The organism is Streptomyces sp. NPDC017529, from assembly GCF_044329785.1.
GTDB lineage: Bacteria > Actinomycetota > Actinomycetes > Streptomycetales > Streptomycetaceae > Streptomyces.
Genome location: NZ_JBIRJY010000007.1, coordinates 114,863 through 139,008, shown reverse-complemented (window position 1 = coordinate 139,008; position 24,146 = coordinate 114,863). Strand labels below are relative to the sequence as shown.

Here is a 24,146-nt window from a genome sequence, read left to right as displayed (position 1 = left end):
GCCGTGTCCCCTGTTCGCCCGGGTTCAAGCCCCTTGGGTGCGGATGTACTTGTGTGCCCACTCGCGCAGCTCCGGGTGCAGCGCCTCGCCCGCCTCCAGGAGCCGCGGCAGCACCTCACGCTGCGTGGTCATGCCACGGAACGCGAGCGCGATCGTCACGTCGTGGCCGGGGCGGTGCTCAACGGTGATCGTGTCCCCGGCCCGGATCTCGCCCGGCTCGACGACCCGCAGATACGCGCCCGGCACGCCGGCCTGCGTGAAGCGCTTGATCCAGCCCGGCTCGCCCAGCCGCCCCTGGAAGGTCATGCACGGGATGCGCGCGGAGGTCACCTCCAGCAGCAGTCGGGGGCCCACGCGCCAGCGTTCGCCGATCCGCGCGTGGGTCACGTCCAGGCCGCTGGTGGTGAGGTTCTCGCCGAACGTCCCGGCGGGCAGCTCGCGGCCCAACTCCCTCTCCCAGGCGTCCAGGTCCTCGCGGGCGTACGCGTACACGGCCTGGTCGTCGCCGCCGTGGTGCTGGAGGTTGACCACCGCGTCCCCGGCCAGCCCGCTGCCGGCAACGCCCTTGGGACCGGGGGCGGACACCGCCACCGGCCCGTCGACGGGCTGCTTGCCGATGCCCGTACTGCCCGTGGCGCCGCGGTACTCCATGGGCCGCGGCCGCCCCACGTTCACAGACAGAAGCTCCATGCGGGCACGCTACGGGCAACTGGCCAAAGCCGCTACCGATTATTTCCCGCCTGCTCCAAGGCTCGCTTATGCTCTAAACATGATCGAGGCCCGTCATCTCCGTGTGCTGCGCGCCGTCGCCCGGACCGGCTCCTTCTCCGCCGCCGCCCGCGAGCTGGGCTGCACCCAGCCCGCCGTCAGCCAGCAGATGAAGGCACTGGAACAGTCGGCGGGCACACCGCTGCTGATCCGTACGGGCCGCGAGATGCGGCTGACCCAGGCGGGCGGGGCGCTGGTGCGGCACGCCACCGGCATCCTGGCCGGGCTCACCGCCGCCGAGGAGGAAGTGGCCGCCATCGCGGGCCTGCGGGCCGGCCGGGTACGGCTGGTCTCCTTCCCCTCCGGCAGCTCGACCCTGGTGCCCACCGCGCTGGCCGCCATGCGCGCCGCCCACCCCGGCACCCGGGTCTCCCTGGTCGAGGCCGAGCCGCCGCGCTCGATCGAGATGCTGCGCAACGGCGACTGCGAGATCGCGCTGGCCTTCCGCTACCCGGAGGTGCGCGGCGCCGACCCCGCGGCCGAGGCGGAGTGGGACGACCTGGTCGTGCGGCCGGTGCTGGTCGACCGCCTGGTCGGGCTGGTCCCGGACTCCCACCGGCTGGCCGGTGCCGGTACGGCGCGCTTCGCCGACCTGGCGGGCGAGCCGTGGATCGCGGGCTGCCCGCGTTGCCGCCGGCATCTCGTCGAGGTGTGCGAGGGGGCGGGCTTCACGCCGCGCATCGACTTCGCGACGGACGACTACCCGGCCGTGATCGGCCTGGTGGGCGCTGGCCTGGGGGTCGCCGTGCTGCCGGAGCTGGCGCTGGCCTCGGTACGGCCCAAGGGGGCCCGTACGGTCACGATGGAGCCGTGCGTGCAGCGCGAGATCGTGGCGCTCACGCTGCCGGACCTGGCGCGGGTCCCGGCGGTGGAGGCGATGCTCGACCAGCTCGCGGGCGCGGTCGGCCGCTGAGCCCCTCCGGCGGTGCGGTCGGTCGCTGAACCTCTTCAGCGGCGCGGTCCGCCGCCGAGCTTTGCCGCGGTGCGGCCTGCGGGGTGGGCCGATCGGGGGAAATTCCAGAGGAAACGTTTCTTCAGGCGGTGTTGGCGCCCGGGTGCCCGACCGCGACCGCCGCCGGTACCAGCCGGTGCCGCGCCCGGCCCATCAGCTCCTCGCGCTCGTCCTCCGTCAGCCCGCCCCAGACCCCGTAGGGCTCGCGTACCGCCAGGGCGTGCGCCGCGCACTGCGCGCGTACCGGGCAGCGCATGCACACCTCTTTCGCCGAGGTCTCACGCGCGCTGCGGGCGGCGCCGCGCTCGCCCTCGGGATGGAAGAAAAGCGAACTGTCGACGCCACGGCACGCGGCGAGCAACTGCCAGTCCCAGAGGTCTGCGTTCGGGCCCGGGAGGCGGGAGAAATCTGCCATTGCTAGTCCCCTCGAAGCGGTACCGGTTCGGACTCGGCCCTCACGACCGTACATCTACTGTCTAAGTAGATGTAAATATGACTCATTGCGAATCTAGCCACAGACACTGTGAAAATGGAAGAAAAGCCACCAAATAGGGCATAGAGGTATGAAGGGGGGTGTTGGTTGGCGTTCCATCTTCTGCGTGTCCGGGCCCTCACGTAGAGTGTCGAAGGCGGCTGCCCAACCCGTAACTCTTTCGAGTGACCATCGTTGAGAGGGCGGAAGCGGTTGATGGAGGTAGTCCTCGGGCAGGTGTCCGAGGCAGTCGATCGCTCAGGTGACGATACGTACCAGCCTGGAGGCTCAAGGTGACGCGCATCAGCTGCGGAGGGCGGTCATGACATCCGTCCTCGTCTGTGACGACTCCCCGCTTGCCCGAGAGGCGCTCCGCCGCGCGGTCGCGACCGTGCCCGGTGTAGAGCGTGTGACGACGGCGGCCAACGGCGAGGAAGTCCTCCGCCGCTGGGGCGCCGATCGCTCCGACCTGATCTTGATGGACGTGAGGATGCCCGGGCTGGGCGGAGTCGAGACGGTGCGCCGGCTGCTCTCCGCCGACCCGGGCGCCCGCATCATCATGCTCACGGTCGCCGAGGATCTCGACGGGGTCGCGCTGGCGGTCGCCGCCGGCGCCCGCGGCTATCTGCACAAGGACGCCTCGCGCGCCGAGCTGCGCGCGACGGTCACCCAGGCCCTCGCCGACCCCACCTGGCGGCTCGCCCCGCGCCGGCTGCGGTCCGCCGAGATGGGTGCCGCGCCGACGCTCACCGCGCGTGAGATCCAGGTGCTGGAGGGCATGAGCCACGGCCGCTCCAACGCGGAGATCGGCCGTGAGCTGTTCCTCTCCGAGGACACGGTCAAAACGCACGCCCGGCGGCTGTTCAAGAAGCTCGGCGCCTCCGACCGGGCCCACGCGGTGGCGCTCGGTTTCCGCTGGGGTCTGGTCCGCTAGGACGCCGTGACGTGCAGTGTTGCGGGGGTGTGAGGGTCCCCGCCCGCCCTGTGGCGGGCGGGGCGGCGGGCGGCCTCGCGGGCGCCGGTCACCGAGCGGCATCCCGGTTCCGCGGGCGGTGCCGCATCCTTGAGGTATGGAGTTCCTCGGGGACGGGCCGATCCGGTGCGAGGGGAGGGCGCGGGAGATGACAGCCGGCGCACCTGCCGCTCATAACGCTTCGGTGCACAAGTACGGACCTGATGCCGCGGATCGCGCCGCGCCAAGGCACCATGGACCGATGCGCGATGACGGGATTCAGGAGATCGGCGATCTCGTCGCACGCGCAGTGGAGGGCGACCGCCGGGCCACGCACGACCTGCTGGCCCACGTGCATCCGCTCGCGCTGCGCTACTGCCGTACCCGGCTGTCCCGGCTGCCGGGTGACGCGCGCCACTTCGTCGAGGACCTGGCGCAGGAGGTCTGCGTCGCGGTCCTGTGCGCGCTGCCGCGCTACCGGGACACCGGAAAGCCCTTCGAGGCGTTCGTCTTCGCCATCGCCGCCCACAAGGTCGCCGACCTCCAGCGGGCCGCGATGCGGGGCCCCGGCAGCACGGCCGTGCCGTCCGACGAGATGCCCGAGCAGCCCGACGACTCGCTGGGCCCCGAGGAGCGCGCGCTGCTCAGCAGCGACGCCGAGTGGGCCAAGAAGCTGCTGGCCAACCTGCCGGAGAACCAGCGCGAGCTGGTGCTGCTGCGGGTCGCGGTCGGGCTGACGGCCGAGGAGACCGGGCAGATGCTGGGGATGTCGCCGGGCGCGGTGCGGGTCGCGCAGCACCGGGCGCTGAGCCGGCTGCGGGCCCTGGCCGAGCAGTGACCGTACGGGCCGGAGTCCGGCGCGCCGCACACGGGTGCGCCGGGGGAACGTACAGTCGAGGGAACGTGCGGCCGTAGGAACGCACCGCCGAGGTGGTCCGCTTCCGTAGGAACCTCCAAGTGACGCGGTCGTCATCGACCGTGGAATGAGACGCCTGTGGTGGCCGTTAGCATGGGTGTCCGCGCTGAGGCAAGACCATTTGGGAAGGTGTCATGACTGACAACGTCGACGGAATGCCCGCCAAATTCGCGATGCTCGGTCTGACATATGACGACGTGCTGCTGCTGCCCGGCGCCTCCGAGGTGCTGCCGAACGCGGTGGACACGGCGTCCCGGGTCTCGCGGAACGTCACGGTCAACATTCCGCTGCTCTCCGCCGCCATGGACAAGGTCACCGAGGCGCGGATGGCGATCGCCATGGCGCGGCAGGGCGGCGCCGGCGTGCTGCACCGCAACCTGTCCATCGAGGACCAGGCCAACCAGGTCGACCTGGTCAAGCGCTCCGAGTCCGGCATGGTCACCGACCCGATCACGGTCCGCCCGGACGCCACGCTCGCCGAGGCGGACGCGCTGTGCGCGAAGTTCCGCATCAGCGGCGTGCCGGTGACGGACCCGGCGGGCAAGCTGCTGGGCATCGTCACCAACCGCGACATGGCCTTCGAGCTGGACCGCAGCCGCCAGGTGCGCGAGGTCATGACCCCGATGCCGCTGGTCACCGGCAAAGTCGGCATCTCCGGCGAGGACGCCATCGAGCTGCTGCGCCGCCACAAGATCGAGAAGCTGCCGCTGGTCGACGACGCGGGCGTCCTCAAGGGCCTGATCACGGTCAAGGACTTCGTGAAGGCCGAGAAGTACCCGAACGCGGCCAAGGACGCCGAGGGCCGCCTGGTCGTCGGTGCCGCGGTGGGCGTCGGCGACGAGGCGTTCGACCGGGCCCAGGCGCTCGTCGAGGCCGGTGCGGACTTCCTGGTCGTGGACAGCGCGCACGGCCACAGCCGCGGCATCCTCGACATGATCGCCAAGGTGAAGTCCAACACCCGTGTCGACGTGGTCGGCGGCAACGTCGCCACCCGCGACGGCGCCCAGGCGCTGATCGACGCCGGCGCGGACGGCATCAAGGTCGGCGTGGGCCCCGGCTCCATCTGCACGACCCGCGTCGTCGCCGGCGTCGGCGTGCCGCAGGTCACCGCGATCTACGAGGCCGCGCAGGCCGCGAACGCGGCGGGCGTGCCGCTGATCGGCGACGGCGGCCTGCAGTTCTCCGGCGACATCGCCAAGGCCATCGCGGCCGGTGCCGACACGGTCATGCTGGGCTCGCTGCTGGCCGGCTGCGAGGAGTCGCCGGGCGAGATGGTCTTCATCAACGGCAAGCAGTTCAAGTCGTACCGCGGCATGGGCTCGCTGGGCGCCATGCAGTCCCGCGGCCAGGCGCGCTCCTTCTCCAAGGACCGCTACTTCCAGGACAACGTCCTCTCCGAGGACAAGCTGGTTCCCGAGGGCATCGAGGGCCAGGTCCCCTACCGCGGCCCGCTCGGCTCGGTGGCCCACCAGCTCGTCGGCGGCCTGCGCGCCTCCATGGGCTACGTCGGCTCCGCGAGCATCGAGGAGCTGAAGGACAAGGGCCGCTTCGTCCGCATCACGGCCGCGGGCCTCAAGGAGAGCCACCCGCACGACGTCCAGATGGTGACCGAGGCGCCGAACTACGCGCGGCGCTGACCCGTACCTGTAGCGCGCACGAGGAAGCCCGCGACCGTCAGGCCGCGGGCTTTCGCGTGTCGGGGATACTGGAACGGCATACGTAGAGGGAAAGGCCACACACGTGACTGAGATCGAGATCGGGCGCGGCAAGCGCGGCCGCCGGGCATACGCCTTCGACGACATCGCCGTCGTACCGAGTCGGCGCACCCGCGACCCGAAGGAGGTCTCGATCGCCTGGCAGATCGATGCCTACCGTTTCGAGCTGCCGTTCCTGGCGGCCCCGATGGACTCGGTCGTCTCGCCGCAGACCGCGATCCGCATCGGCGAGCTGGGCGGCCTGGGCGTACTGAACCTGGAAGGGCTCTGGACGCGCTACGAGGACCCGGAGCCGCTGCTCGCGGAGATCGCGGAGCTGGACGGCGACGCCGCCACCAAGCGGCTCCAGGAGATCTACGCCGCGCCGATCAAGGAAGAGCTGATCGGGCAGCGCATCAAGGAGGTGCGCGACTCCGGTGTGGTCACCGCCGCCGCGCTCTCCCCGCAGCGGACGGCCGAGTTCTCCAAGGCCGTCGTGGACGCGGGCGTGGACATCTTCGTCATCCGCGGCACCACCGTCTCCGCGGAGCACGTCTCCTCGGCCGCCGAGCCGCTGAACCTGAAGCAGTTCATCTACGAGCTGGACGTCCCGGTGATCGTCGGCGGCTGCGCCACGTACACCGCGGCCCTGCACCTGATGCGCACCGGCGCGGCGGGCGTGCTCGTCGGCTTCGGCGGTGGCGCCGCCCACACCACCCGTAACGTGCTCGGCATCCAGGTGCCGATGGCGACCGCGGTGGCCGACGTGGCCGCCGCCCGCCGGGACTACATGGACGAGTCCGGCGGCCGGTACGTGCACGTGATCGCCGACGGCGGCGTGGGCTGGTCCGGCGACCTGCCCAAGGCCATCGCCTGCGGCGCGGACGCGGTGATGATGGGCTCGCCGCTGGCGCGCGCCACGGACGCGCCGGGCCGCGGCCACCACTGGGGCATGGAGGCCGTGCACGAGGACGTGCCGCGCGGCAAGCGGATGGACCTTGGTGCGGTCGGCACCACCGAGGAGATCCTGTGCGGTCCCTCGAACAGGCCGGACGGTTCGATGAACTTCTTCGGCGCGCTGCGCCGGGCGATGGCGACCACCGGCTACTCCGAGCTGAAGGAGTTCCAGCGGGTCGAGGTGACGGTCGCGCCGTCGCAGCACGACAACCGCTGAGGCATCCTCGGACGCCGAAGGGCCCGGACCGCACTTTCCGTGCGGTCCGGGCCCTTCGCGTCGTGCGTGCCGGTGTCAGGAGCCGAGCTTCTTGGCGACCTGGAAACCGCCGGCGGCGGCCAGCAGGTAGAAGACCAGGTCGATCGCGCCGAGGTAGTCCTTCCACGCGGCGTGGACCAGGTCGAAGTGGTTGAAAACGACCTCGGTGAGCGGGATGCCGAGGATGTCGGACGAGATGAGCGTGATGCCGAAGACCTGGCCGAGGTAGAGGCCGAGCAGGCCCAGTACCGCGCCGACGACCGGCAGGGCGGCGTTGCGGCCGCCGGCCTTGCCGAGGACGGCGCCGATGAGCGCGCCGACGGCGAGCGCCGCGTAGCCGATCGAGGCGCCGTTGACGGCCTTGAGCACCGCGCCGTAGATCCCGGCCGCGACGAGCATGGCGAGTACGCCGAGGACGACGGCCAGCCCGGCGTTGCCCCGGTTGGCGGCCGGCGGGGCCGTCGGCGGCGGGAAACCGCCCGGTGCGGGAGCGCCGTACGGTGCCTGCGGCGGCTGGTAGGGCTGCTGTGGCTGCTGAGGCGCGGGCGGCCAGGACTGACTCAAGGTGTTCCCCCGGGAGTGAAGACGGGCGGCGTGCGGCGCGCACGGGGCCGGTCGGTGAGATGGGCGCGCAGCGGTTCGGCGCGCGGACCCAAATTAACAGACGGGCCTGACATGTCCACTGTGGAATTGTGTCCGCGAGGGGCCAGAAGAGCCTGAAACTCCCAGCTCAGAGCCGGTGCGCGGCGCCGGTCGGCGTTGCCCCCCGGGTGTCCAGGAGCAGCTGGGCCTTCACCGACAGGCCCTGGAGGTCGTACGTGCGGTGGTGCTGGAGGAGCAGGGTGAGGTCGGCCCCGGCGGCCGCCTCGTAGAGGGCGTCGGCGCGCGGGACGGGCCGGTCCAGGACCTGCCACTGGTGGACGTACGGGTCGTGGTAGGTGATGTGCGCGCCCAACTCCATGAGCCGGGAGGCGACTTCGCGGGCGGGGGAGCCTTCCTCGTCGCCGATGTCCGGCTTGTACGTGACGCCGAGGAGCAGGACGCGGGCGCCGCGCGCGGACTTGCCGTGCTCGTTGAGCAGGGTGGCGCAGCGCTGTACGACGTAGCGCGGCATCCGGGTGTTGACCTCTTGCGCCAGTTCCACCATGCGCAGCGGATAGCCCAGTGAACGCCCCTTGTAGGAGTAGTAGTTGGGGTCGACGGGGGCCGCGTGGCCGCCGACGCCGGGGCCCGGCCGGAACGCCTGGAAGCCGAAGGGTTTGGTCTCGGCGCAGCGGATCACGTCCCACAGGTCCACGCCGATGTCGTGGCACAGCACCGCCATCTCGTTCATCAGCGCGATGTTGATGTGGCGGTAGTTGGTCTCCAGCAGCTTGGCGGTCTCCGCCTCGCGCGGGCCGCGGGCGCGCACCACCCGGTCGGTGAGCCGGTTGTAGAACGCCGCGGCCGCCTCGGTGCAGGCGGGCGTGAGGCCACCGATGACCTTCGGGGTGTTGTTGTAGCGGTGCGCGCGGTTGCCGGGGTCGTGGCGCGCGGGGGAGTAGGCGAGGTGGAAGTCGCGTCCGGCGGTCAGTCCCGAGCCCTCTTCCAGGAGGGGGCGCAGGAATTCCTCGGTGGTGCCCGGGTAGACGGTGGATTCGAGCACGACCGTGGTGTGCGGGCGCAGTCGCGCCGCCAGTACGCGGGCGGCGTCGGCGACCGCGGTCAGGTCGAGGGCGCCGTCCTCGCCGAGTGGGGTGGGGGCGCAGATGACGGCGGTGCGGACCCGGCCGAGGACGGCCGGGTCGTCGGTGGTGCGGAAGCCGGCGGACACCAGCCGGCGGCGTTCCGGCGGGGTGAGCGAGCCGTGGGCGGCGGGGCGTCCTTCGGGGGGTGCGGCGGTGGCCGGGGGTGGTGGTTCGGGGTCGTAGCCGATGGTGCCGACGCCGGCGGCGGTGGCGGCCTGGGCGAGGGGGAGACCGATATGGCCTAGTCCGATGACGGCGAGGTCTGCGGGCATGGCTGGCTGCCGTCCTTCCCGAGCGGTTCCGGATGAGGCGTTGAAGCATAAGAGCATAAATAGACTAAGCGGACATTTGGCCCAGAATAGGGATTGGTGGATCGGGGCGGCGGGGTGTTGCCGCGTCCGCCCGAGGGTGGCTACGGGCCGGTGGCGCGGCCAAAATCGACGGACGGGGAGTGTGGCCCCGACCACAGCGGGAGGCAGCGGTGAGGACAGCGACACTCGGACCGGCCCAGCGTGCCGAGGCACTCGCACGGATGGCGGAGCGGGAGCTGGACATTTTGGTGGTCGGCGGCGGAGTCGTCGGCGCCGGCACGGCACTGGACGCGGCGACCCGCGGCCTGGACACCGGGCTCGTCGAGGCCCGCGACTGGTCGTCGGGCACGTCGAGCCGGTCGAGCAAGCTCATCCACGGCGGGCTGCGCTACCTGGAGATGCTGGACTTCGCCCTCGTACGCGAAGCGCTCAAGGAACGCGGGCTGCTCCTGGAGCGGCTGGCTCCGCACCTGGTCAAACCGGTGCCGTTCCTCTATCCGCTGACCCACAAGGGCTGGGAGCGCTGGTACGCGGGCTCCGGCGTCGCGCTCTACGACGGCATGTCGATCTCCTCGGGACACGGCCGCGGCCTGCCCGTGCACCGGCACCTCTCGCACAAGAAGGCCCTCAGGGTCGCGCCCTGCCTGAAGAAGGACGCCCTGGTCGGCGCGTTGCAGTACTACGACGCCCAGGTGGACGACGCCCGCTTCGTGACGACCCTGGTGCGGACCGCCGCCGGATACGGGGCGGAGGTCGCCAACCGGGCCCGGGTGGTCGGCTTCCTGCGCGAGGGCGAACGCGTTGTCGGTGCCCGGGTGCAGGACGTGGAGGCGGGCGGTGAGTACGAGGTACGGGCGCGCCAGGTGGTGAACGCCACCGGGGTGTGGACCGACGACACCCAGGGCCTGATCAACGAGCGCGGCCAGTTCCACGTACGCGCGTCCAAGGGCATCCACCTCGTCGTGCCCAAGGACCGCATCCACTCCACGACCGGGCTGATCCTGCGCACCGAGAAGAGCGTGCTGTTCGTGATTCCGTGGGGCCGGCACTGGATCGTCGGCACGACGGACACGGACTGGGACCTGGACAAGGCGCACCCGGCGGCGTCCAGCGCCGACATCGACTACCTGCTGGAGCACGTGAACACGGTGCTCGCGGTGCCGCTCACGCGCGACGATGTCCAGGGTGTGTACGCGGGCCTGCGGCCCCTGCTGGCCGGGGAGTCGGACGCCACCAGCAAGCTCTCGCGCGAGCACACGGTCGCGCACCCCGTGCCGGGGCTGGTCGTGGTCGCGGGCGGCAAGTACACGACGTACCGGGTGATGGCCAAGGACGCGGTCGACGAGGCCGTGCACGGGCTCGACCAGCGGGTCGCGGACTGCGTCACGGAGGACGTGCCGCTGGTCGGTGCCGAGGGCTACAAGGCGATGTGGAACGCCCGCGCGCACACGGCGGCGCGCACCGGGCTGCACGTGGTCCGCGTGGAGCACCTGCTGAACCGTTACGGCTCGATGGCGGAGGAACTCTTCGAACTGGTCGTCGCCGACCCGGCGCTCGGCGAACCGCTGGCCGCCGCCGACGACTACCTGCGGGCCGAAGTCGTGTACGCGGCCACCCACGAAGGGGCGCGCCACCTCGACGACGTCCTCACCCGGCGCACCCGCATCTCCATCGAGACCTTCGACCGCGGCACGCGCAGCGCGCGGGAGTGCGCCGAGCTGATGGCGCCGGTGCTGGGCTGGGACGCGGACCAGGTCGACCGCGAGGTGCAGCACTACGAGAAGCGGGTGGAGGCGGAGCGGGAGTCGCAGCGGCAGCCGGACGATCTGACGGCGGACGCGGCCAGGTTGGGCGCGCCGGACATCGTGCCTCTGTAGGCGCTCGCGCCTGCCGGCCGCTACCGGGAGGCGCCGCCCGGCGGGCCGGTCCCGCAGAACTCCGCCGCGAGGACGGACGGGGCGAGCGCCGCCATGTCCGGGCTGTCCGTGTTGACGTGGAAGCTCAGGGTGTGGCGGCCGTCGGTGGTTGTGGCGGTTTGGGAGTAGGAGCCGTTGATGTCCCCGTTGTGGCCCCAGACGGTGGTGCCGCAGGGCAGTTCGACGGCGTACAGGCCCAGGCCGTACGCGCCGCCCGTCCGCTTCGTGGTGCGCAGTTCCCGCGTCTCGCGCGGCGGCAGCAGCTTGCCGCCGAGGAGGGCGGCGAAGAACCGGTTGAGGTCGCCGAGGGTGGTGACCATCTCGCCCGCGGCGCCGGCGCGGCTGGGGTCGATGCCGGTGGCGTCCACCCGGCGGCCGCCGACGACGGTGTAGCCGCGCCCGTACGGCTCGGGCAGGGCGGGGTCGGAGCCGGGGAAGGACGTACCGGAGAGCCGGGCGGGCCGGATGATGCGGCGCGTCACCTCATCGGCGTACGGGCGACCGGTGACGTGTTCGATGACCATGCCCAGAAGCAGGTAATTGGTGTTGGAGTACGCGTAACGGGCGCCGGGGGGCGCGGTCGGCGGGTGGCTCAGCGCGGTGCGCAGCAGCTCGGCGGGGGAGTGGTGGTCGTAGCGGTGGGCGCGGAAACCGCTGCCGGACAGCTGCCGGGCCAGCCGTGGGTCCCGGGTGTAGTTGTACAAGCCACTCGTGTGGTCCAGGAGTTGGCGGACCGTTACGCGCGACAGTGCGGCGGCGCCCCTCGTGGTGGCGCGGAGGCTGCCGGGCAGCCGGCTCGGCACCGGGTCGTACAGGCCGAGCCGGTGCTCGGCGGCCAGCTGGAGGATCACGGCCGCCACGAAGGGCTTGGTCAGGCTGCCCGCGCGGAAGTGGTCGGCGCGCCGCATGCGGCGGCCGCTGCGCAGGTCGGCGACGCCGGCGGTGACGAACCGGGACGCCTGCGAGCGCGTGCCGACGGTGCTGAGGGACGCGGCGCCGGGCGCCCCGTCGTCCACCAGCCTGCGGAGCGCCGGCGCGGTCCGGTCCGGCGGGAGGGCGGCCGGGGCCGGCGGCGGGCCCCCGCGGTGCGGCGCCCGGTCGCCGGTGGAGGCCGTGGCGGTGAGGGCGGCGAGGGCGGCCAGGGTGAGGGCGACGACGAGGAGGCGGGCACAGGCGCGCCCGTACGCGGCGGGAAGAGGGGAGCGCATCGTGGTTTCCGTCCTCGTTCCTGTCGTCGTTTCCGGCCCGGAGCCCGCCGTCACCGCGCCGACGATGCCCTCATGAGCAGGGATCACGCCAGTCCGGGCCATCATGGCGGGTGCGCGACAGGCGCCGAGTCGTGGACCCTGGCCTTCCCCACGGCCGCGGATGAGAGAGAATGAGGGCTCCGCCAGGGTGGGTTGTCCGAGTTGGGCCAGTTTGGTGATCGACAAGTGTTCGAGATGCCAACTCGGCTGGATTGCGAAGGGGATTCAGTGGGCGACGAGGTCGAGATGGACGGCAAGGAGGGCAGGCTGCTCGCCGGCCGGTACCGGCTCGCCGAAGTCCTCGGCCGGGGCGGAATGGGTACGGTCTGGCGCGCACGGGACGAAGTGCTCGGCCGTACGGTCGCGGTCAAGGAACTGCGCTTCCCTGGCGGGGTCGAGGAGGACGAGAAGCGCCGCCTGATCACCCGCACGCTGCGGGAGGCCAAGGCGATCGCCCGGATCCGCAACAACAGCGCGGTGACGGTCTACGACGTGGTCGACGAGGACGACCGCCCGTGGATCGTCATGGAGCTGGTCGAGGGCCGCTCGCTCGCCGAGCTGATACGTGACGACGGTCCGCTGACGCCGCGTCGCGCCGCCGATGTCGGCCTCGCCGTGCTCGACGTGCTGCGCGCCGCCCACCGCGAGGGCATCCTGCACCGCGACGTGAAGCCTTCGAACGTGCTGATGTCCGACGACGGCCGGGTCGTGCTCACCGACTTCGGCATCGCCCAGGTCGAGGGCGACCCCTCCGTGACCTCCACCGGCATGTTGGTCGGCGCGCCGTCCTACATCTCGCCCGAGCGTGCGCGCGGTCAGAAGCCGGGCCCGCCGGCCGACCTGTGGTCGCTGGGCGGGCTGCTGTACGCCTGCGTCGAGGGCGTGCCCCCGTATGACAAGGGGTCGGCGATCGCCACGCTGACCGCCGTGATGACCGAGCCGGTGGAGCCGCCGAAGAGCGCCGGCGTACTGGAAGAGGTCATCTACGGGCTGCTGGTGAAGGACCCGGCGGCGCGGCTGGACGACCGGGCGGCGCGCGCGCTGCTGCTGGACGCGGCCAGCGCCCCGGAGGACACCGGCCCCGAGCCGCCCGTCGTGGACGCGACGCGGGCGATGGCCCTACCGGTCGTCCCCGAGGAGCGGCCGGCGGAGGAGCGCGGCACGAAGGCCAAGGAGCGCGGCAAGGAGAAGGACCGCGAGCGGGAGCAGGCGCGGTCCAAGCCGTCGGCGCCGCGTCCGCAGTGGAAGCCGAAGCCGCGCCCGAAGGACGACGGGAGACGCACGCCGGAAGGCGGCGGCACGTCGCGCCCGGGTACGGCGGCACCTCCGGCACAGGGCGTGCGCGCGGCGTCGGCCGCCGGCACGCGCACGGAGCCGGGCGCCCGTACGGGCACGAGCGCGCCCTCCAGGACGGCGGTGCGGGGCACGGCCGGGCAGCCGGCGAAGGCCGGTGCCACGGCCGGCTCCTCGACCGGTTCCGCGACCGGCTCGACCAACGGGCCGAAGAACTGGCCGACAGCGGTCGGTTCGGCCGGCCGGACGGGCTTCGACTCGGAGAGCACCAAGGAGAAGCTGCGCAACGCGCTCCAGTCGGTGCGCAAGGTGGCTGTCGCCGCGGCCGCGGCCGCCCGCCCGGAGCCCAAGCCGGACGACGGGACGCGTCCGTCGGGGCCGCCGCGCGCGTCGGTCACCGACGTGGTGCCGCGCCGCACGCTCGTCGTCATCGCCGTGGTCGTGGTGCTCGCCGTGCTGGGTACGGTGCTCGCCTTCGCGCTCGGCGGGGACGACGAGAAGGGCGGCAAGGCGGCGGGCGCCGGTACGGCCGCCACCGGCCGGGCCGGCTCGCCCCCGGCCACCGCCGAGGACGCCTCCAGCCGTCCGTCGGACGGCGAGCAGGGCGCCGGCCAGCCCGGCGCCGACGGCAAGGACAAGGGCGTACCGCAGGGCTACGGCACGGTGTCGAACGCCGGGTTCCACTTCTCCGTGGCGCTGCCGTCCGGCTGGAAGCAGACGAGCACGGCGGGCCAGAACTCCGGCGCCATCTACAGCGCGGGGGGCGGCTTCCCGCGCGTCCAGATCGACTACAACGCCAAGCCGGGCAACGACGCGGCGGCCGCCTGGCGCGGCCTGGAGCCCGCCGTCAGCGGCAGCGTCCAGAACTACCACCGCATCGATATCAAGCCGATCGAGTGGCGCGGCTACCCGACGGTCGCCGACTGGGCGTTCACGCGCAAGCAGAGCGGCCAGGACGTGCGCGTGCTCAACCGCGGCTTCAAGGCCGACGACCAGCACGGCTACGCCATCATGATTACCTGCAAGGCGGACGCCTGGGACGCGGCGGAGTGCCGCCGGCTGCGGGACACCGCCTTCGCGACGTTCCAGATGAAGGACTGACGTCCTGCGGCGCGCGTACCGAAGAGGTACGCGGGCCGACGAGGCATGCGCGGTGGCAGCCGCAGGGCGCGGGCGAAGTCCTGGGGCGCGGTTGGCCTGAGCGCTCCTCAACCCGCGCCCCCGCAACGTATCGTGAGACCCCGAAGACCGTACGCAGCCGCAATCGGAGGGAATGCGACCGGTTCTGACCACTGGGGGTAACCGGTGGGGCCGGACGCTTCCGGACAAAGACGTGCAGGCGGCGTGAATCGCGCGCTGGGGAGGCGTCGTGGACGAGTACGCGGGAAGAGTGCTCGCCGAGCGCTACCGACTGCCGGTGCCGCCGTCGGACGAGTACGAGTTCGCCGAGACCCGCGCCTTCGACACGTACAGCGGCCAGGAGGTCCTCGTACGCCAGGTGCCGCTGCCCGAGGTCGTGGAAGCGGAGCTGCTGGACGGCCGCCAGGCCGGGCGGCCCGCGCCGGACGGACGCGTGCCCGGCGTGCCCGGCGCCGACCGTACACCGCACGACCCCGCGGTACGGCGCGCCCTGGAGGCCGCGACCGCGGCGGCCCGACTGCCCGACCACCCGCAACTGGACCAGGTCTTCGACGTCTTCGCGCAGGACGGCAGCCTGTGGATCGTCAGCGAGCGCGTCGCGGCCCGGCCGCTGGCGGCGCTGCTCGCCGAACGCCCCCTGTCGCCGCACCGGGCCGCCGAGGTCGCCGCCGACGTCCTCACCGCCCTGCGCGCCCTGCACGCGCACGGCTGGACCCACCGCAACATCACCGTCCGCACGGTCCTGATCTGCGACGACGGCCGCGCGATCCTGACCGGCCTGGCGGCGGGCGCGGCCCAGGAGGCGCTGTGCGGCTACGACCCCGTACCGGGGGAGACGGGGGACCGGCGGGCGGCGGTGCCGGCCCAGACCCGGACCGCGGACCCCGCGCCGCCCCCGGCACCCGCCACGGACCAGGCCCCTGAGCCGGACGCCCGCCGGGCGCGCGCGGGCGCCATCGCCGCCTACCAGGCGGGCACCCGGGCGGCGGCCGCCCGCACGTCCGCCGAGGACACCCGCACGGCAGGGCAGGGCACCGGCTCCGCGCCCGAGCACCCCGCCCCCGCCGCTCCGCCCGCCCCCTCCGTTCCGCCCGCCCGCCCGGGTGCGGCCCTCGCGGCGGAACGGGCGCGGCAGCTGCGGATCAGCGTGATCGGCCCGGTCACCGAGCGCTGGGCGCCCGAACAGGCGGGACCGGTGCACGCGAACTGGCAGCTCGCGCCGCCGGTCGGGCCCGCGACCGACCTGTGGGCGGTCGGCGCGCTGCTGTTCCGCATCGTGCAGGGCCACCCCGCGTACCCCGAGGACAGCGCCGCCGAGCTGGTGCAGCTGGTGTGCTCGGAGCCGCCGTCGTACGCCGAGGACTGCGGCGCGCTGCGGCCCGTCGTCGAGTCGCTGATGCGGCAGGACCCGGCCGACCGCCCGGACTTCGAGGAACTGCGCGGCTGGCTGCGGTCGCTGATCCGCACCGCGCCGGAGCCGGAGGCGGGCAGCCGGGTCGTGACCGTCCCGTCGATCGAGGGGCCTGCCGACTCGCGGCGGCTGCCGATCCTGCGGCGCCGGGGCGAACTCGTACGCAAGGGCCGCCACAAGAAGGCCCGCCAGTCCCGGCCGGCGCGCCCCGCCAAGCCGCCGCGGCAGCCGAAGGGCAAGCGCCGGACCGTGGCCCACGGGGAGGCCGCCGTGCACGGCCACCCCGGCCTGGCGGAGGCTCCCGCGCCCTTCCGGCCCGAGCAGCTTGGGGAGCCCAAGAGACCTCGGCGTTTCAGAGAGACGCAACCCATACCCACCCCGGACCCCACCGACCACAGGCAACCCCCCCTGCACCACACCGCCCCGCCGCCCCCGGCCCACACCCCCGCCCGCCCGCCGAAACCCGGCCGCGCGTCCAGGCAGCCCCGCCCCGCCAAGCAGATCCGCCGCCTCCAGGGCGCCACGCCCCCCGGCGGACGCGGCCCGCGCCACCTCGGCCGCCTGCTGGTGGGCCTGGTCTTCCTGCTGCTGGTGGCCGCGATCCTGTACGCGGCCCTGTTCCTGCCGAAGTCGGGCTCGGGCGGGGGCGACGCGAGCAGCGTCCGGGAGCGTACGGGCGCGGTGGGCGCCCAGAGCCCGGCGCCCGACGGCACGTCCGGTGACCGGCCCGGCAGCCAGGGGCCGAGCGCGCGGCAGCCGCAGACCACCGAACCCGCCGGCCTCGCCGAGGGCTTCGCGGTGCGCAAGGACCCGAAGGGCTTCCAGGTCGCCGTACGCAAAGGGTGGGAGCGCCGGGGCGAGAACGAGCGCGGCCAGGTGCGCTACCTGGGCGACGACTTCGAGCTGCTGATCGTGCCGGGCCGGGACGCCACGTCCAGGTTCGGCGGCGACCCGATGGCGTACATGCAGGACAAGGAGGCGGAGCTGGCCCCGTACCGCGAGTCCAGCTGGTCCGGCGCCTCCGGGCTGCGCCGCGTCGACGTCGGCAGGTCCGCGATGGCGGAGGGCACCTTCACCTGGCAGGACAGCAGCGGCCGCCAGGTCTACGTACGCAACCTCGCGATGATCCACAACGGTCGCTACCACGTCGTCCAGGTCATCGGCCCGGACAACGACCGCCGCGAGGTCGACCGCCTCTACGACCAGGCCACCGGCACCTACCGCCCGAACTAGCCAGCGAACCGTTTCGGTTGGCCCGCCTGCCGGTTCCGGAGGCGCTCCACCATTGGCTTCTTCCTCCCGTACTCCGGCAATGCCGCGGGGATCCGGCAGAAGTGCTCTAAGCGCTCAACTCCTTCTCCAACGGTGTGCGGAAGCGCGGAGTGACCCGTACGTCCCCGGCCCACGCGGCCAGCCGTGCCGCCTCGGCGCGTACGGCTTCGGTGGCGTCGCGGCCGGCGTCGGCCAGCAGGCGCCAGGCGATCTCGCCGTCGCGGCGCTGGGCCCAGCCGCCGATGACGCGGCCGTTCCACCAGACCGTGGGGCCGATGTTGCCGCTGCGGTCGAAGAGGTGCGGGACGTGGTCCGGGTCCAGGTACCAGTCGCGGCGTTTCCAGCCCATGGCGGTGGGGTCGAGCGCGGGCAGCAGGGCTGCCCAGGGCGCGGGCTCGGGGACGGGGTCCAGGTCGTCGGGGAGGGCCACGCCGGGCCCCTCGGGCAGCTCGATGCCGACCGCGCCGGTGGCGGCGAGGGCGCGCCGGGTGTCGGTGAGGGTCCAGCCGGTCCACCACTTGAGGTCCTCGGCCGTCGCGGGGCCGTAGGAAGCCAGCCAGCGGCGGGCGAGCCGGGCGCGCGCCTCGGCGGGGTCGGGCGCGGGCAGGTCGGCCCAGGCGGTGCCCGGCGTCCAGCGGAAGGAACTGCTGGTCCAGCCGCCGCGCGGCCGGCCGCGCCGGATGCGGCCCTCGGCGGCGAGGGTGCGCAGGATGCGGCTGGAGACCGCGACGGTGGCCTCGTACGGCTTGCCGGGGGAGACCACGATCGTCGCGCGCAGGTCGGGGACGTCGGCGGCGAGGTCGGCCGCGGTGGCCTCGCCGCGTGCTTCGAGTGCGGCCAGGGTCTCGGCCTCGGCCTCGGCCAGGCGTCGTTCGTCCCAGTCCGGCAGCCCCTCGGTGATCCACTTGGCCGTGTCGCGCCGCTCCTTGGCGGCGACCGGCCCGGCCGCCGCCGCGGCCACCACCGGGGCCAGCGTGGTGCTGACGGCGAAGAGCGTGCGGCGCATGCACAGCATCCGGACCAGGGTGCGGTCCTCGTAGAGGGCCCGGTCCAGCTCGGCCGGGTCGGGCGTGGCCAGCCGGGCGCGGGCCGAGAGGTGGACCGTCGCGGCGTCCGTGGCGTGCAGGGCCACCAGGGCGTCCGCCGTCTCCTCCGCCGTGCGGGCCTTGGCGGTGGCCGCGAGGAGGTGCCGGTGTCCGAGGCGGGCGCGGCGCTGGGCGGCGTCGGTGCGGGGGCGCGGGGAGGGGGCCATGGGCCGAGAGTACGGGGGATATAGGCCCGTATCGGTCCTCTACGCGACGGGGGCACCGCGCGCCTTGTCGCCCTCGTGACGCGCGGCTAGCCTCCTTTCTGACGGGCCATCAGAAACGCGGCACCGGTCACCGGGAACGGGTGAGGGGATCCAGATGGAGCTACCGCGCATCGTCAGCGTCGACGACCACGTCATCGAGCCCGCGCACCTCTTCGAGACCTGGCTGCCGGCCAAGTACCGGGACCGCGGCCCGCAGCCGCTGACCGCCGGCATCGGCGAGCTGGCGTACACCGGCGGCAAGTACGTCATCACCATGGACCCGGAGGGCCCGGCCACCGACTGGTGGATCTACGAGGACCTGAAGTTCCCGTACAAGCGCAACATCGCGGCCGTCGGCTTCGACCGTGACGACATGACGCTGGAGGGCATCACCCGCGCCGAGATGCGCCCCGGCTGCTGGGACCCGGCCGAGCGCCTCAAGGACATGGACCTCAACCACGTCGAGGCGTCGCTGTGCTTCCCGACCTTCCCCCGGTTCTGCGGCCAGACCTTCGCCGAGGCGCGGGACAAGGAGGTCGCCCTCGCCTGCGTGCGCGCGTACAACGACTGGATGGTGGAGGAGTGGTGCGGTGACAGCGGCGGGCGGCTGGTCCCGCTGTGCATCGTCCCGCTGTGGGACGTCGGCCTGGCCGTCGCCGAGGTGCGGCGGAACGCGGGGCGCGGCGTGCGGGCCGTGACGTTCAGCGAGATACCGACCCACCTGGGCCTGCCGTCGATCCACTCCGGCTACTGGGACCCGTTCTTCGCGGTGTGCGAGGAGACCGGGACGGTGGTCAACATGCACATCGGGTCCAGCTCGCAGATGCCCGCCGCTTCCCCCGACGCGCCGCCCGCCGTCCAGGCGTCGCTGAGCTTCAACAACGCCATGGCGTCGATGATGGACTTCCTGTTCAGCGGCGTCCTGGTGAAGTTCCCGCGCCTCAAACTCGCCTACAGCGAGGGCCAGATGGGGTGGATTCCGTACGCGCTGGAGCGGGCGGACGACGTGTGGGAGGAGCACCGCGCCTGGGGCGGGGTGCGCGACCTGATCCCCGAGCCGCCCTCCACGTACTACTACCGGCAGATTTTCTGCTGCTTCTTCCGCGACAAGCATGGTATCGCCTCACTCGACGTGGTCGGCCGCGACAACGCCACCTTCGAGACCGACTACCCGCACGTGGACTCGACCTTCCCGCACACCAAGCAGGTCGCCCTCGATCATGTCGCGGGGCTGGACGCCGAGACCGTCCACAAGCTGATGCGCGGCAACGCGATCCGCATGCTGGGCCTGGACCTCGACTGATGGGCGCCGGCTGATGGACCTGGCGTACACGCCCGAGGAGGAGGAGTTCCGGGCGCGGCTGCGGGAGTGGCTCGCCAAGGCGCTCCCGGGACTGCCGCCGCGGCCCGACCCGCTGGACTGGCCCGGCCGGCGCGCGTACGACCTCGGCTGGCAGCGGCGGCTGTACGACGCCGGGTACGGCGCCCTGCACTGGGACGCCTCGCCGACCCTGCGGCTGATCTTCCTGGAGGAGACCGAACGGGCCGGGGCGCCCTACGTGGGCGCCAACTTCGTCGGGCTGCTGCACGCCGGGCCGACCATCGCCGCCGAGGGCACGGCCGCGCAGCGCGAGCGCTGGCTGCCGCCCATCCTGCGCGGCGACGAGGTCTGGTGCCAGGGCTTCAGCGAGCCGGAAGCGGGCTCCGACCTCGCCTCCCTGCGGACGCGCGCGGTACGCGACGGCGACGACTATGTGGTCACCGGACAGAAGATCTGGACCTCGCACGCGGAGGTCGCCGACTGGTGCGAGTTGCTGGTGCGTACGGATCCGGAGGCGCCCAGGCATCGCGGGATCACATGGCTCGCGATGCCGATGGACGCCCAGGGGATCACCGTGCGGCCGCTGCGCACCCTCGCCGGCTCGGACGAGTTCGCCTCGGTCTTCCTCGACGAGGTGCGGGTGCCGGCCGCCAACCGGGTCGGCGCGGAGCACGACGGCTGGCGCGTCACCATGGTCACGCTCTCCTTCGAACGCGGCACCGCCTTCGCCGGCGAGGTCGTCGCCTGCCGCCGTACGCTCGGCGCGCTGGCGCGTGCCGCACGGGCGAACGGGCGCTGGGACGACGCGGTGCTGCGCCGCCGGCTGGGCCGGCTGAACGCCGAGTTCACCGCGCTGTGGCGGCTCGTCCAGTGGAACACCGGCGCCGCCGGGAAGGCGGGCGGGGCGCCCGGCGCGGGCGGCTCGGTGTTCAAGCTGCGCTACTCGCAGGCCCGCCAGGAACTGTACGAAGCGGCCGCCGGCGTGCTGGGCCCCGCGGGCGCGCTGGACGCGGACCGGGAGTGGACGGCGGACCGGCTGGCGTCCCTCTCGTACACGATCGCGGCCGGCACGTCGCAGATCCAGCGCGACATCATCGCCGAGCGGATCCTCGGCCTCCCGAAGGGACGGTGAGCGGACGCCGTGGACCTGCGACCGACCGACGACCAACGGGCCTTGCGGGCGGGAACGCGCGAACTGCTGGCACGGCGCTTCGACCGCGACCGGCTGCGGGCGGCGGTGGCGGACCCCGCGCTCGACCGCGCGCTCTGGCGCGAGCTGGGCGCGGCCGGGTTCTTCGCGCTGCGGCTGCCGGAGGCGGCGGGCGGGGTGGGGCTCGGGCTGCCCGACGCGGTGCTGGTTTTCGAGGAGGCGGGGCGGGCGTTGTTGCCGGGACCGCTGGTGGCGGGCCACCTGCTCGCGGATACGGTGCCGGGCGCGGCCACCGGGGAGCGGGTGGCGGGGCTGTGCGATGTGGCGGCGGGGAGCGGGTGCCTGTGGGAACACCCGGCGGACTGCGACGAGTTGATCTTGGTTGGCGAGGTGGCAGAGGTGGCAGAGGTGGCAGAGGCGGCAGAGGCGGCGGGGGACGGGGTGCGGCCCGCCGGGCGGCCCGGCGCGTACTGGAACGCCCCGGACTGGCCCGCCCTGGAACCCGTCCGCTCGGTCGACCCGCTGACGCCGCTCGCGCGCGTGACCTGCTACCCGCGCCGGGTGCCGCGCCCCCTCGACGTGCCGAGGCTGCGCCGCGAGGCCGCCCTGCTCACCGCCGCGCTCCAGCTGGGCAGCGCGGCCCGTACGGTCGAGATGGCCGTGGAACACGCCGGGCGGCGGGTGCAGTTCGGCGCGCGGATCGGATCGTTCCAGGCGGTGAAGCATCTGTGCGCCGAGATGCTGATACGAGTGGAGATAGCGCGAAGTGCCGTATATGCCGCTTCCCTCGCCGAACAGTCACTCGCAGTAATTGGCGCGAAATTGCTCGCCGACGAGGCCGCCGTGCGCAACGCCCGGGACTGCCTCCAGGTGCACGGCGGTACGGGGTTCACCTGGGAGGCCGATGTGCATCTGCATCTCAAACGAGCGTGGTTGAGGGCCGAACAGTGGCAAAACGGAGCAAAGGCGGAGGAAGCGCTCGCCGCGGGCCTCCTGGGTGACGATGTCACCCTGTAGCGCAACTTGTGCGGAATGTCGGATTCCGCACACACAAGCGGTCACGGAGGGTTGATATCGGGTTGTGTCCTGGGCGTAACTCGTCACAGGGTGGAGTCGGCGCCGCGCTCGGGTACGCTCCGTTGGGTGCGAGTGGTTCTGAGGCGCGACTGTCCCGCTGGGGTCGTAGTGACGACGCCGGGATACCGAATGCGCTCCGCTCGCCCCCGAAGGAGGGTGGGGATGCCCTCTTGTTCGACTCCCGGCAAAGCGCGTCGCACAGTATGCAGCATGCATACTCCCTTGCGCTGGAATATGCCCGAAGCGCTTGTTGGGGTGACTGAACGTCAACCATGCTGTGCTTCACCGGGGTCACGGAGTGTGACACCGAGGAGGCGCGAGGCGATGTGTCCGCCGGTTCGGATGGTGTGAGCGGTGCAGGTGCTTCAGGTGCAGTTGGAAGTGCGGCCCGACCCCGCGGAGGTGGGGCGGGCCCGGAGGTGGGCCAGGTCGCGACTGATCGGGTCGGGTATAGGGGCCGACGAGCCCCTGGCGGAGACGCTGATCCTGCTGATCTCCGAGCTGGTCACCAACGCGGTCGTGCATACCGGGACCCCCGCCGAGCTGCGGATGTGCTTCTCGGGCGCCGGGGCGGCGGTGGCCACCGTGCGGGTCGAGGTCGCGGACCGCAGCGCCCGCGCGCCGCGCCAGCGGCACGCCGAGGGTGACGACACCAACGGCCGCGGCCTGGAGCTGGTCGACGGGCTCGCGGACCGCTGGGGCTGGCGGCCGGAGGGGGCCGGCAAGAGCATCTGGTGCGAGGTGGACCGCGGCCAGTCGATGCTGCTGGCCGCGGGCGCGGAGCTGGGCGCGTACGAAGCGCCCTGCGCCGTCACGAACCGCGGCTGACCGGGAGAAAAGTCCAGACCAGGTGTTGACGTGGCGTGTTCATTTGATCACGCTGGGGTGGAGCGATTCGCCGCGAGGGGACGCCGAGGGTGCCGGGGCACCGGGCCTCGGCGAGTGCGGGTCGCGTCCCGTAGCCGGGTGGCGGTCCGCGGTGCCACGCTCGGGGTGCGCACGGGCGCGCCGCCACCCGGCTGGGGCCGAGCAGTCCTGCGGCACGGCTCAGAGCACCGCCACCGGAGCGACGGGAGTGCCGGTGCCGCCGACGAACGGTTCGGCCGTCGCGGCGAGGAGGAACGCGTAGCGGCCCTCCTCCGCGCAGGCCGCCGCCAGCTCCTCCAGATTCCAGTTCTGGCCCTGGATCATGCCCATCTCCACCAGGTGCAGCGCGTGGACGGGCATCCACAGGCCGTCGATCTCCGGCGGGAAGATCTCGAAGGTGAGGGTGTCGTTGGCGACGGCCGCGACATCGCGCGCGTGGAACCACTCGGGCGTACGGACCGACAGTCCCGGCGAGGGGAAGGCGTATGCGTCCCGGTCGCCCGCCAGGTAGTGCCGCAGCTGCCCCGTTCGGACGAGCACGATGTCACCGGAACGTACTGTCGTACCGGCCAACTCCTCTGCCGCGTCCAGGTCTTCGGGCGTCACGGCGTGACCGGCGGGCAGCCGGGCGGGGGCGGCGGGATCGTCGCTGCGGGCCCGTGCCACGTCGAGTAGGACGCCGCGCGACACGATCGGGGGCGCTTTCTCGACGCCCAGGGCGGTGGCGCCGCCGTGCGCGGTGACGGAGCCGGCGGGGCGGTTGTTGTACAGCCGCCCCGAGTGCGAGACGTGGGCGAGGCCGTCCCAGTGGGTGGCCGCCTGGAGTCCCATGGTGACGGTGCTGTCGGAGGTGGCGACCGTGTCCGGGCCGAAGACCTCCTGGTTGATGGCGGTCAGGGTGTGCAGCGGATTGACCCGGCCGGGGATCAGGCCGGTCTGCACGCCGTCCTGCCGCAGCGGCAGGGCGAGCGGCACCCGGCGGCCGGTGCGCACGGTGGCGGCGGCCTCCCGTACGACCTCGGGCGTCAGCAGGTTCAGCGTGCCGATCTCGTCGTCCGTGCCCCAGCGGCCCCAGTTGTTCACCCGCTTGGCCAGGGCGTGGAACTCGGCGGGCAGCGGCATGGGCCCTCCTCGGGTCGGTACGGGAACGCGCTCG

General features: G+C 72.9%; 19 protein-coding genes. 12 read left to right on the top strand and 7 right to left on the bottom strand.

From position 1 onward, the window contains the following. Positions 1–24: 24 nt before the first annotated feature. Positions 25–690 carry an MOSC domain-containing protein gene (locus ACH4K4_RS20145; protein WP_398168903.1) on the bottom strand — a complete coding sequence of 222 codons (666 nt, stop codon included), beginning with the start codon at positions 688–690 and terminating at the stop codon, positions 25–27. Positions 691–769: 79 nt separating this feature from the next. On the opposite strand from ACH4K4_RS20145, the gene ACH4K4_RS20140 reads away from it, so the two are divergent. Beyond that, on the top strand, positions 770–1,681 hold the full coding sequence (locus ACH4K4_RS20140; RefSeq protein ID WP_398168901.1) for a LysR family transcriptional regulator: 912 nt from the start codon (positions 770–772) through the stop codon (positions 1,679–1,681). Positions 1,682–1,802: 121 nt separating this feature from the next. Here the strand turns inward: ACH4K4_RS20140 and ACH4K4_RS20135 are convergent, their stop codons facing one another. Next, on the bottom strand, positions 1,803–2,135 hold the full coding sequence (locus ACH4K4_RS20135; protein WP_360124383.1) for a WhiB family transcriptional regulator: 333 nt from the start codon (positions 2,133–2,135) through the stop codon (positions 1,803–1,805). Positions 2,136–2,514: 379 nt separating this feature from the next. On the opposite strand from ACH4K4_RS20135, the gene ACH4K4_RS20130 reads away from it, so the two are divergent. The 4 genes from ACH4K4_RS20130 to ACH4K4_RS20115 all read left to right on the top strand — a co-directional run bounded on the left by ACH4K4_RS20130 (position 2,515) and on the right by ACH4K4_RS20115 (position 6,928). Next, positions 2,515–3,126 (top strand): response regulator transcription factor, encoded by a 612-nt coding sequence (locus ACH4K4_RS20130; protein ID WP_003948568.1) that lies wholly within the window; start codon positions 2,515–2,517, stop codon positions 3,124–3,126. A 280-nt stretch (positions 3,127–3,406) separates the two neighbouring features. After that, on the top strand, positions 3,407–3,982 hold the full coding sequence (locus ACH4K4_RS20125) for a sigma-70 family RNA polymerase sigma factor (RefSeq protein ID WP_277994245.1): 576 nt from the start codon (positions 3,407–3,409) through the stop codon (positions 3,980–3,982). Between the two features lie 212 nt (positions 3,983–4,194). Further along, positions 4,195–5,697: an IMP dehydrogenase gene (gene guaB, locus ACH4K4_RS20120; RefSeq protein WP_398168900.1), complete on the top strand. Its 1,503-nt coding sequence runs from the start codon at positions 4,195–4,197 to the stop codon at positions 5,695–5,697. 103 nt (positions 5,698–5,800) lie between these two features. Continuing rightward, the gene (locus tag ACH4K4_RS20115; RefSeq protein WP_398168898.1) at positions 5,801–6,928 is read left to right on the top strand and encodes a GuaB3 family IMP dehydrogenase-related protein; all 1,128 of its coding nucleotides are present in this window, start codon (positions 5,801–5,803) and stop codon (positions 6,926–6,928) included. A gap of 75 nt (positions 6,929–7,003) precedes the next feature. Here the strand turns inward: ACH4K4_RS20115 and ACH4K4_RS20110 are convergent, their stop codons facing one another. Together ACH4K4_RS20110 and ACH4K4_RS20105 are read right to left on the bottom strand one after the other, a co-directional pair. Further along, positions 7,004–7,531 carry a hypothetical protein gene (locus ACH4K4_RS20110; RefSeq protein WP_398168897.1) on the bottom strand — a complete coding sequence of 176 codons (528 nt, stop codon included), beginning with the start codon at positions 7,529–7,531 and terminating at the stop codon, positions 7,004–7,006. Positions 7,532–7,697: 166 nt separating this feature from the next. Further along, the gene (locus ACH4K4_RS20105; RefSeq protein ID WP_398168895.1) at positions 7,698–8,966 is read right to left on the bottom strand and encodes a nucleotide sugar dehydrogenase; all 1,269 of its coding nucleotides are present in this window, start codon (positions 8,964–8,966) and stop codon (positions 7,698–7,700) included. A gap of 209 nt (positions 8,967–9,175) precedes the next feature. Between ACH4K4_RS20105 and ACH4K4_RS20100 the strand changes: the two genes are divergently transcribed. Then, positions 9,176–10,882, top strand: coding sequence for a glycerol-3-phosphate dehydrogenase/oxidase (locus tag ACH4K4_RS20100; protein ID WP_398168893.1), 1,707 nt, complete (start codon positions 9,176–9,178; stop codon positions 10,880–10,882). A 20-nt stretch (positions 10,883–10,902) separates the two neighbouring features. Here the strand turns inward: ACH4K4_RS20100 and ACH4K4_RS20095 are convergent, their stop codons facing one another. Then, on the bottom strand, positions 10,903–12,129 hold the full coding sequence (locus ACH4K4_RS20095; RefSeq protein ID WP_398168892.1) for a serine hydrolase domain-containing protein: 1,227 nt from the start codon (positions 12,127–12,129) through the stop codon (positions 10,903–10,905). Between the two features lie 267 nt (positions 12,130–12,396). On the opposite strand from ACH4K4_RS20095, the gene ACH4K4_RS20090 reads away from it, so the two are divergent. After that, a complete protein-coding gene (locus tag ACH4K4_RS20090; RefSeq protein ID WP_398168890.1) occupies positions 12,397–14,562 on the top strand; it encodes a protein kinase in 2,166 nt (721 codons plus the stop codon). 268 nt (positions 14,563–14,830) lie between these two features. Continuing rightward, the gene (locus ACH4K4_RS20085) at positions 14,831–17,245 is read left to right on the top strand and encodes a hypothetical protein (RefSeq protein ID WP_398168889.1); all 2,415 of its coding nucleotides are present in this window, start codon (positions 14,831–14,833) and stop codon (positions 17,243–17,245) included. A gap of 106 nt (positions 17,246–17,351) precedes the next feature. Here the strand turns inward: ACH4K4_RS20085 and ACH4K4_RS20080 are convergent, their stop codons facing one another. Then, on the bottom strand, positions 17,352–18,536 hold the full coding sequence (locus tag ACH4K4_RS20080; protein ID WP_398168888.1) for a winged helix DNA-binding domain-containing protein: 1,185 nt from the start codon (positions 18,534–18,536) through the stop codon (positions 17,352–17,354). Between the two features lie 154 nt (positions 18,537–18,690). Between ACH4K4_RS20080 and ACH4K4_RS20075 the strand changes: the two genes are divergently transcribed. The 4 genes from ACH4K4_RS20075 to ACH4K4_RS20060 all read left to right on the top strand — a co-directional run bounded on the left by ACH4K4_RS20075 (position 18,691) and on the right by ACH4K4_RS20060 (position 22,951). Beyond that, positions 18,691–19,878 (top strand): amidohydrolase family protein, encoded by a 1,188-nt coding sequence (locus ACH4K4_RS20075; RefSeq protein ID WP_398168886.1) that lies wholly within the window; start codon positions 18,691–18,693, stop codon positions 19,876–19,878. A gap of 13 nt (positions 19,879–19,891) precedes the next feature. Further along, a complete protein-coding gene (locus ACH4K4_RS20070; RefSeq protein WP_398168884.1) occupies positions 19,892–21,028 on the top strand; it encodes an acyl-CoA dehydrogenase family protein in 1,137 nt (378 codons plus the stop codon). Between the two features lie 9 nt (positions 21,029–21,037). Beyond that, a complete protein-coding gene (locus ACH4K4_RS20065; protein ID WP_398168882.1) occupies positions 21,038–22,063 on the top strand; it encodes an acyl-CoA dehydrogenase family protein in 1,026 nt (341 codons plus the stop codon). 414 nt (positions 22,064–22,477) lie between these two features. Next, positions 22,478–22,951, top strand: a complete 474-nt coding sequence (locus tag ACH4K4_RS20060) for an ATP-binding protein (RefSeq protein WP_398168880.1) — start codon at positions 22,478–22,480, stop codon at positions 22,949–22,951. Between the two features lie 219 nt (positions 22,952–23,170). On the opposite strand, the gene ACH4K4_RS20055 is transcribed toward ACH4K4_RS20060, so the two are convergent. Next, complete coding sequence (locus ACH4K4_RS20055) at positions 23,171–24,112, bottom strand: cyclase family protein (protein WP_398168878.1); 942 nt, start codon at positions 24,110–24,112, stop codon at positions 23,171–23,173. Positions 24,113–24,146: the final 34 nt, after the last annotated feature.